The organism is Rhodococcus sp. C26F (assembly GCF_053345925.1).
Genome location: NZ_JBKFBA010000035.1, coordinates 1 through 8949 on the forward strand (window position 1 = coordinate 1; position 8949 = coordinate 8949).

9 protein-coding genes are annotated in these 8949 nt (G+C 69.2%); 7 read left to right on the forward strand and 2 right to left on the reverse strand.

Going from position 1 to position 8949, the window contains the following annotated elements; all coding sequences use genetic code 11:
- The 3 genes from ACLBYD_RS24570 to ACLBYD_RS24580 form a co-directional block, all read left to right on the forward strand.
- The coding region (locus ACLBYD_RS24570) for a cbb3-type cytochrome c oxidase subunit I (RefSeq protein ID WP_447818473.1) at nucleotides 1-450 on the forward strand (450 nt) is incomplete at its 5' end.
- A 172-nt stretch (nucleotides 451-622) separates the two neighbouring features.
- Nucleotides 623-1852, forward strand: a complete 1230-nt coding sequence (gene serB / locus ACLBYD_RS24575) for a phosphoserine phosphatase SerB (RefSeq protein ID WP_024101411.1) — start codon at nucleotides 623-625, stop codon at nucleotides 1850-1852.
- Entirely contained in the window at nucleotides 1845-2687 is an 843-nt protein-coding gene (locus tag ACLBYD_RS24580; protein ID WP_447818474.1) for a peptidyl-tRNA hydrolase, read from the forward strand. Before serB ends, ACLBYD_RS24580 begins: the two co-directional genes overlap by 8 nt.
- Here the strand turns inward: ACLBYD_RS24580 and ACLBYD_RS24585 are convergent.
- A complete protein-coding gene (locus tag ACLBYD_RS24585; protein WP_271036737.1) occupies nucleotides 2671-3144 on the reverse strand; it encodes a GNAT family N-acetyltransferase in 474 nt (157 codons plus the stop codon). The two genes, ACLBYD_RS24580 and ACLBYD_RS24585, sit on opposite strands and share 17 nt — an antisense overlap.
- A gap of 23 nt (nucleotides 3145-3167) precedes the next feature.
- On the reverse strand, nucleotides 3168-5327 hold the full coding sequence (gene glgX, locus ACLBYD_RS24590) for a glycogen debranching protein GlgX (protein WP_447818475.1): 2160 nt from the start codon (nucleotides 5325-5327) through the stop codon (nucleotides 3168-3170).
- Nucleotides 5328-5370: 43 nt separating this feature from the next.
- Between glgX and ACLBYD_RS24595 the strand changes: the two genes are divergently transcribed.
- Genes ACLBYD_RS24595 through ACLBYD_RS24610 form a run of 4 tightly spaced genes read left to right on the forward strand, consistent with a single transcriptional unit; the run spans nucleotide 5371 to nucleotide 8900 of the window.
- Nucleotides 5371-6201 carry an ABC transporter ATP-binding protein gene (locus tag ACLBYD_RS24595; protein WP_447818476.1) on the forward strand — a complete coding sequence of 277 codons (831 nt, stop codon included), beginning with the start codon at nucleotides 5371-5373 and terminating at the stop codon, nucleotides 6199-6201.
- A 44-nt stretch (nucleotides 6202-6245) separates the two neighbouring features.
- Entirely contained in the window at nucleotides 6246-7079 is an 834-nt protein-coding gene (locus ACLBYD_RS24600) for an NUDIX hydrolase (RefSeq protein ID WP_447818477.1), read from the forward strand.
- Nucleotides 7080-7089: 10 nt separating this feature from the next.
- The gene (locus ACLBYD_RS24605; protein WP_019288413.1) at nucleotides 7090-7869 is read left to right on the forward strand and encodes an enoyl-CoA hydratase-related protein; all 780 of its coding nucleotides are present in this window, start codon (nucleotides 7090-7092) and stop codon (nucleotides 7867-7869) included.
- 53 nt (nucleotides 7870-7922) lie between these two features.
- Nucleotides 7923-8900: a class I SAM-dependent methyltransferase gene (locus tag ACLBYD_RS24610; RefSeq protein ID WP_277369896.1), complete on the forward strand. Its 978-nt coding sequence runs from the start codon at nucleotides 7923-7925 to the stop codon at nucleotides 8898-8900.
- Nucleotides 8901-8949 lie beyond the last annotated feature (49 nt).

Consider the following 8949-nt stretch of genomic DNA (forward strand, 5'->3'; position numbering starts at 1 on the left):
CTGACCTTCATCGGCTTCCACACCACCTTCCTGGTGCAGCACTGGCTCGGTAACGAGGGCATGCCGCGTCGCTACGCCGACTACCTGCCCTCCGACGGGTTCACCACCCTGAACACGATCTCGACCATCGGTGCGTTCGTGCTCGGTGCCTCGACGCTGCCGTTCCTGTGGAACGTCTTCAAGAGCTACCGCTACGGCCAGGTCGTCACGGTCGACGATCCGTGGGGTTACGGCAACTCGCTCGAGTGGGCCACCAGCTGCCCGCCCCCGCGGCATAACTTCACCGAGCTGCCGCGGATCCGCTCGGAGCGTCCTGCCTTCGAGCTGCACTACCCGCACATGGTCGAGAAGATGCGCGCCGAAGCGCACGTCGGCCCGGGCAGCGACAAGCACAACGTCAACGTCCTCGAGGGTGCCGACCGTACCCCCGGCGACCATCCGCGCGCCTGAGCGCAGATCGACGATCGACCGAAGCCCCACCCGTTCACCGGGCGGGGCTTCGGCCTTTCCGTGGGTCCGGACCCGCGAACGGGAGCGGCGGTTCGACCTGCAACAATGGACGAGCGAGCCGGTACGCGCGTGCGTCCGTGTGTACCTCGACAGACAAGCGATCGGAGACGTAGTGGCGTCTGACAGCACGGTGCTGGTGACCGTGACCGGACCTGACCATCCCGGCGTGACCTCGGTGCTCTTCGCAGCGCTGACGCGGCACGACGTCGACCTCCTCGATGTGGAACAGGTCGTGATCCGTGGCCGGCTCACCCTCGGTGTCCTCCTCGTCTGCCCGACCGACGTCGAAGCGATGCAGGACGAGGTCGAGTCCGCGATGGCCACCATCGGCATGCACGCCGACGTCCAGATCGGTGCCGAGCGCGGCGCCCGCACCGTCTCGACCCACGCGGTCGTCGTGCTGGGCAGCCCGGTCAGTGCCAAGGCGCTGCGGTCGGTGGGCCGCACCCTCGCGGCCCAGGGCGCGAACATCGATTCGATCCGCGGCATCGCCGACTACCCGCTCACCGGCCTCGAGCTGATGATCACCGCGCCCGACACCAGCGTCGAGGCCGACGCCGCACTGCGGCATGCTCTTGTCGAACTCGCCGCGGGCCTGGACGTCGACATCGCGGTGGAGCGCGGCGGTCTCGCCCGTCGTTCCAAGCGCCTGATCGTCTTCGACGTCGACTCCACGCTCATCCAGGGCGAGGTCATCGAGATGCTCGCCGCGCACGCCGGTGTCGAGGACAAGGTCCGCGAGGTCACCGAGGCTGCGATGCGCGGTGAGATCGACTTCGCGCAGTCCCTCGAACAGCGCGTCGCGACCCTCGCGGGTCTGCCGGCGACCGTCATCGACGAGGTCGCCGAGCAGCTCGAACTCACTCCCGGTGCCCGCACCACGATCCGGACGCTGCGCCGGCTCGGTTTCCGCTGCGGTGTCGTCTCGGGCGGCTTCCGTCAGGTCATCGACCCGCTCGCACACGAACTCGAACTCGACTTCGTCCGCGCCAACACGCTCGAGATCGTCGACGGCAAGCTCACCGGGCGAGTGGTCGGCGACATCGTCGACCGCGCCGCCAAGGCACGTGCCCTCCGCGAGTTCGCCGACGAGGCGGGCGTTCCGGTCGAGCAGACCGTCGCGGTCGGCGACGGCGCCAACGACATCGACATGCTGTCGGCCGCGGGCCTCGGCGTGGCGTTCAACGCCAAGCCTGCCCTGCGCGAGGTCGCCGACACCGCCCTGTCGTATCCCTACCTCGATGCGGTGCTCTTCGTCCTCGGTGTCACCCGCGAGGAGATCGAGGCGGCCGACCGCGTCGACGGAACCCTGCGGCGCGTCCCGATCGACGGCAGTGTCTGAACTGGACCCCGACTTCGCGGACACGGCACCCGAGCCGGTCTTCGAGGCCGCACCCGATCGGGTCTTCGACCCGGCATCGGATCCTGGTTTCGCCGAGCGCCACGGCGTACTCACCCGCGGCTACGGGCACCGACCCGACCCCGACGATCCGGCGAAGGTGCAGGCGATGCCGATCGTGCTGCACATCCCCAAGGTCGATCCGCCTGCCCGCAGCGCGGTGCTCGAGGCGGCCGCGACGGCTACGGTGGCACTGTGTTTCGACCCGCGGGTCGGTCCCGGCCCGGACGGTGAACCCGGTCCGTGGCAGGAAGCCTTCCTCGCGTGGAACGACGCGCGGATCCGTAAGGTCGCCCGCCGCGCCCGCGGAGCGCACTGGCGTGCCGCGCAGGACGTCGACGGAGTCACCGTCGACCACGCCGGCGCCCAGGCCCGGGCGTTCGTGCCCGGCCCGGTGGGGGAGCTGGACCCGCGTATCTCCCGCCTGCAGATCGGTGGCACAGACCTGCCCCACGACGATCCGCCCCCACCGGCGGACGGCGTTCCGATCCTCTGGGTGCAGAAGGACCTCGAGATGACCGTCGGCAAGGCGGCCGCGCAGGTCGGTCACGCCGCTATGCTGTTCGCCGGAGCATTGGACGTCGACACCGCACGCGCCTGGGCTTCCGACGGATTCCCGTGTGCCGTCCGCGATGCGGACGAGGACACCTGGCGCGAGCTGCTCGCCCGCGTGGAGGCGGGCACGGCCGTCGCGGTCCGCGATGCGGGCTTCACCGAGGTGGCTCCGGGTTCGATCACCGTGATCGCGGTGCCGGGTACGGTCAACGCACGAGCCTGACCTCGACCAGCGTCGTGCCGGGAAGGACCATCTCGGCCCCGTCGGGCCGGAAGCCGTTGCGCCGGTAGAAGGTGTGGGCGCGAGGGTTGTCCTCGGCCACCCACAGCTGCGCCGGTTCCGCGCCCACGACCGCGTCGAACAGTGCCTGTCCCGCACCGCATCCGTGGTGCTCGGGCAGCACGTACAGGGTGTGGAGCTGGAGCGCGCGAACGGGAGCATCGTCGCCGATGGGGTCGCCCGCCGACGCGAATCCGACGATCCCGCCTTCGATTTCCGCGACGCGCACGCGCAGGGTCTGCGGAGGGCGTCGGAGGATCGACCGCCACAGCGCCGCGTTCTGCTCGAACGCGTGGTGGTCGTAGAACGACGCGGGAAGCAGGTGGCCGTAGGTGGCGCGCCACGTGATGTTCCGGACGCGCGCGATCGCCTCGGCCTCGTCGGGAGCGGGAACACGCACGCGGAATCCAGCCGCGCCGTAGATCATTCGCGCTCGAAGGGTTCGTCGTCCGCGATCCGGAAGATCAACACCGTCGGACCGTCGACCGGGTACGAACTTCCCACCCGCATCGGGGAGGTGTCCGCGGGTCTGCCGTCGGGGGCACTCGAATCGAAGACGCACACGATGTCGCCGCGATACCACTCGGGTCCGGCGAGGGTCACCGTGGCGGCGTCGCCCGAATGCAGAACGAACAGGCCGCTGCTGTCCTCGAGAGTGATGCCGGTGCGGGTCACGGTGCCGAGTTGCGAACCGTCGACCCAGCCCTGCAGCGTGCGGCGACTGTCGTCGTGCCACGCATCCTCGTCGAGTTCGATCCCCTCGATGCCGAACCACACGAGATCGGGATAACCCACGGACCGGGCGCGGCCCTCGAAGAAGCGTCGCTGCCGCAGCACCGGGACGCGCTTGCGCAGGCGGAGCAGTTCGCGAACGTAATCCGTTCGCGCACGGTCGGAGTCCGCCCAGTCCAGCGGCCAGGCGTCGCGGACGGGGACGTCCGCGGGGACGCAGTAGGCGTTGTTGTTGCCGTTCTGCGTGTGCCCGAACTCGTCGCCGGCGAGCAACATCGGTGTGCCCGTCGACAACAGCAGCGTCGCGAGCATCGCCCGGATGTGCCGGTCGCGGGCGGCGAGGATCTCCGGATCGTCGGTCGGTCCTTCGACCCCGTGGTTCACCGACTCGTTGTTGTTCGACCCGTCCCTGCCCTCCTCACCGTTCTCGTCGTTGTGCTTGCGCTCGTACGAGACCGCGTCGGCGAGGGTGAAACCGTCGTGGGCGGTGACGAAGTTGACCGACATCCACGGCTGCCGGATGTTTCTGTCGTAGAGGTCCTCCGAACCGGTGAGCCGCGACGCCATCTCGCGGATCCCGGAACGTCCCGCCCAGTAGCGGCGCACGGTGTCGCGGTAGCGGTCGTTCCATTCGGCCCACTGCGCCCCGAAGTTCCCGAGCTGGTAACCGTGCGCGGTCGCGTCCCACGGTTCGGCGACGAGCTTGACGTCGCAGAGGACGGGATCGGTGACGATCGCGGTGAGCAGCGCCGCCCGCGGATCGAACGCCCCACCGCGCGGACGGGCCAGCGCACTGGCGAGATCGAAGCGGAAACCGTCCACCCCCATCACGTCCGCCCAGTACCGCAGGCTGTCGCACACCATCCGCACGACGATCGGTGAGGACGCGTCGAGGGTGTTGCCGCACCCGGTCAGGTCGACATCCCGTCCGTGCGTGTCGAGCAGGTAGTAGCCGGGCGCGTCGAGACCGCGCCAGGACAGACTCGGACCGTCGACCGATGCTTCGCACGTGTGGTTGTAGACGACGTCGAGCAGCACCTCGAGCCCGGCGCTGTGGAAGGCGTCGACCATCGTTCGGAACTCGGCGATCTCGTTGCCGGGAGTGACGGCGTAGGCGGGATGCGGCGCGAAGTACGAGGCGGTCGAGTAGCCCCAGTGGTTGCGCATCCCCCGCGCACGCACCGACGGCTCGGTCACGAAGGCCTGCACGGGCAGCAGTTCGACGGTCGTCACTCCCAGCCCCACCAGATGGTCGATCACCGACCGGTGGGCGAGTCCGAGATAGGTGCCGCGCAGCTCCGGCGGCACGAGCGGATGACGGGCCGTGTACGAACCGACGTGCAGTTCGTAGACGACGGTGTTCTCCCACGGCACGCGGGGCTTGTCGTGCATGGGCGTCAGGACGGGCGTCACCACCGACAGGGGTGTGTGCCCGAGCGAGTCGACGGTCGACATCGCACCGAACGGGTCGCCCTGGTGGGGGACCAGCCGGTCCGGATCACCGACCTCGCCGACGATTCGCCGGGCCCACGGGTCGAGCAGGATCTTGTGCGGATTGGTGCGCAACCCCCACTGCGGTTGCCACGGACCGTACGCGCGATAGCCGTACCGTTGCCCGGCGCCGACGCCGGGGACCACACCGTGCCAGACGCCGTAGGTGCGGTCGGGCAGGTCCACGCGGTGTTCGATCCCCTCGTCGTCGACGAGGCAGACCTGGACGCGATCGCTGTGCGGGGCGTGGACGGCGAAGCGTGTCCCACCGTCGACCGGGGTGGGTCCGAGAGGGAAGGCGGCCCGGTCGGGGAGCGCGACCGAGCCGGACACGACAGATTCGGATGCGGAGGACGACACGGGAACCGATCCTGCCGCGTTTCGGGCTCGGGCGTAAGAGAAGATGGTCCGCGTGGCACAACCTGATCCCGATTTGCTCATCGAATTCGACGACGTAGTGGTCCGACGCGGCGGGAACGTCCTCGTCGGTCCCGTGACCTGGAGGGTGGAACTCGACGAACGTTGGGTGGTTCTCGGACCCAACGGGGCAGGAAAGACCTCGCTGCTGCGGGTCGCGGCAGCCGAGACGTTCCCCACCTCCGGCACCGCGCACGTCCTCGCGGAGACGTTCGGAAAGACGGATCTGTCCGAACTGCGACCCCGGATCGGATTGTCCTCCGCGGCCCTGGCCAACCGGGTGCCGAACGACGAGAAGGTCACCGATCTCGTGCTCTCCGCGGGCTACGGCGTGCTGGGCCGGTGGCGCGAGCAGTACGACGACATCGACACGAGCCGCGCGGTGGAGATGCTCGAGAGCCTCGGCGCGGAACATCTCGCCGACCGTCTGTACGGGACGCTGTCGGAGGGCGAACGCAAGCGTGCGCTCATCGCCCGGGCGCTCATGACCGACCCCGAACTGCTGCTGCTCGACGAGCCCGCGGCCGGTCTGGACCTCGGCGGTCGCGAGGAACTCGTGGCCCGGCTCGGCACGCTCGCGGCCGACCCGGATGCCCCTGCGATCGTGCTCGTCACCCATCACGTGGAGGAGATCCCGCCGGGCTTCACGCACGCGCTGCTCCTGAAGGAGGGCGGTGTGGTCGCCCAGGGCCTGCTCGACGACGTGATCACCGCCGAGAACCTCAGCGCGGCGTTCAGTCAGTCCATCTCGCTCGACAAGGTCGACGACCGGTTCTTCGCCCGCCGCACCCGCCAGGCGGGACGGCACCGCCGGTAACTCCGGGTCGGGTGGTGCCGGGACCGATCGGTTAGGTTGAGGCCATGGCCAACAATCGCTCGGCATCCACCTTCGATCCCACCGCGGTACCCATCCGCGACGCGTCCACCGTGATGCTCGTGCGGGACTCCGCGCGCGGCGTCGAGGTGTTCCTGCAGCGTCGTGTCGTCGGCATGGACTTCGCCGGCGGCATGACCGTCTTCCCCGGCGGCGGTGTCGACCCCTCCGACACCGACGCCGAGGTGCGGTGGACCGGACCGGACGTGACCTGGTGGGCCGAGCGGTTCGGTATCGGCGAGGCGCAGGCCCGCGCGCTGGTGCTCGCGGCCGTGCGCGAGACCTTCGAGGAGTGCGGCGTGCTGCTCGCCGGACCCACCGAGGATTCGGTGGTGGCCGACACCGGTGACTACGCCGAGGCGCGTCGTCTGCTCGAAGCGCGCGAGCTGTCCTTCGGCGACTTCCTGGAGAAGGAACAGTTGGTGCTGCGCGCCGACCTGCTGCGTCCCCAGGCGAACTGGATCACCCCGCTGGGGGAGCGGCGCCGCTACGATACGCGTTTCTTCGTCGCCGCGGTACCGGAAGGACAGCGGGCCGACGGCAACACCAGCGAGACCGATCTGGTGCAGTGGCAGACCGCGGAGGAGGCCCTCGCCGACTGGCGGTCGGGCCGGTGCATCCTGCTCCCGCCCACGTGGAGCCAGCTGTCGATCCTGTCGGGCTTCGCCACGGTCGCCGACCTCATGGCGGCGGACCCGGTCATCGAGCCGATCCTGCCGATCATGAGCCGCCGCGACGGTGCGGTCCACATCGCGTTCGAGGGCGACGAGGGCTACTACGAGGTCGGTACTCATCCGTGGGCCCAGCGCTCCGACATCTAGGCTGAGGACCATGGCTGAATTCGTGACCCTCGACGTCTCCGACGGCATCGGCACCATCCGTCTCGACCGCCCTCCGATGAACGCGTTGAACCGGCAGCTCCAGGAGGAGATCCGGGCCGCTGCGCGCGAGGCGACCGTCCGGTCCGACGTGAAGTCGGTGATCGTCTACGGCGGCGAGAAGGTGTTCGCGGCCGGCGCCGACATCAAGGAGATGGCCGACCTGAGCTACGTGCAGATGAGCGAGATCGTCGGCGACCTGCAGTCGGCCCTCGGGTCGATCGCCGACATCCCCAAGCCCACCGTCGCCGCGATCACCGGCTACGCCCTCGGTGGTGGCCTCGAACTCGCCCTCGGCGCCGACCGGCGCATCGTCGGCGACAACGTCAAGCTCGGCACGCCCGAGATCCTGCTGGGCATCATCCCCGGTGGCGGCGGCACCCAGCGACTGGCTCGGCTCGTCGGCCCGGCGAAGGCGAAGGATCTCGTCTTCACCGGTCGTTTCGTCGGCGCCGACGAAGCCCTGTCGATCGGTCTGGTCGACGAGGTCGTCGCCCCCGACGACGTCTACGAGGCTGCGCGTCGCTGGGCCGGGCAGTTCACCGGCGCCGCCTCGCGCGCGCTCGCCGCTGCGAAGGCCGCGATCGACCAGGGCCTCGACACCGATCTGGATACGGGTCTGAAGATCGAACAGCACGTCTTCGCCGCGCTGTTCGCCACGAAGGACCGCACCATCGGCCTCGAATCGTTCATCGAGAACGGGCCGGGCAAGGCGAAGTTCGTCGGCGAGTGATGCCGACCGGCACCTGCACTTGTCCACAGCTTACCGATGAGTAGGATCACCGCATGACTGCCAGCAGGACCGACGGGGTCGACCCCGCGCCGAATCCGCACGCCACTGCCGAAGAGGTCGCAGCCGCGCTCGAGGACACCAAGCTCGCCCAGGTGCTCTACCACGACTGGGAAGCCGAGACGTACGACGAGAAGTGGTCCATCTCGTACGACGAGCGGTGCATCGACTACGCCAAGGGCCGGTTCGTCGCCGCGGCCGGCGATCAGCCGCTGCCCTACGAGCGCGCACTCGAACTCGGCTGCGGCACGGGCTTCTTCCTCCTCAACCTCATGCAGGGCGGGGTCGCGAAGACCGGTTCGGTGACCGACCTGTCGCCCGGCATGGTGAAGGTCGCGCTCCGCAACGCCGAGAACCTCGGCCTCGACGTCGACGGCCGCGTCGCCGACGCCGAGACCATTCCGTACGACGACGACACCTTCGACCTCGTGGTCGGCCATGCCGTGCTGCACCACATCCCGGACGTCGAGCAGTCGCTGCGCGAGGTGCTGCGCGTGCTCAAGCCCGGCGGCCGTTTCGTCTTCGCCGGTGAGCCCAGCACGATCGGCAACTTCTACGCCCGCATGCTCGGCCGGGTCACGTGGGAGGCCACCACCAACATCACCAAGCTGCCCTTCCTGCGCGACTGGCGTCGTCCGCAGACCGAGCTCGACGAGTCCTCCCGGGCGGCCGCCCTCGAGGCCGTCGTCGATCTGCACACCTTCGATCCTTCCGATCTCGAGAAGCTGGCCTCCTCGGCCGGAGCCGTCGAGGTCAAGGCGTCGAGCGAGGAGTTCGCCGCGGCCCTGCTCGGCTGGCCGGTGCGCACCTTCGAGGCCGCCGTCCCGCAGGAGAAGCTGGGCTGGAACTGGGCGAAGTTCGCCTTCGGTGGCTGGAAGACGCTGAGCTGGGTCGACGAGAACATCCTCAAGCACGTCGTGCCCCGCAGCTTCTTCTACAACGTCATGATCACCGGTGTGAAGCCCGGCAAGTAGTTGGGTTACGACTTCACCCTCGCCGACGTCGAGTACCTGACGTCGGACG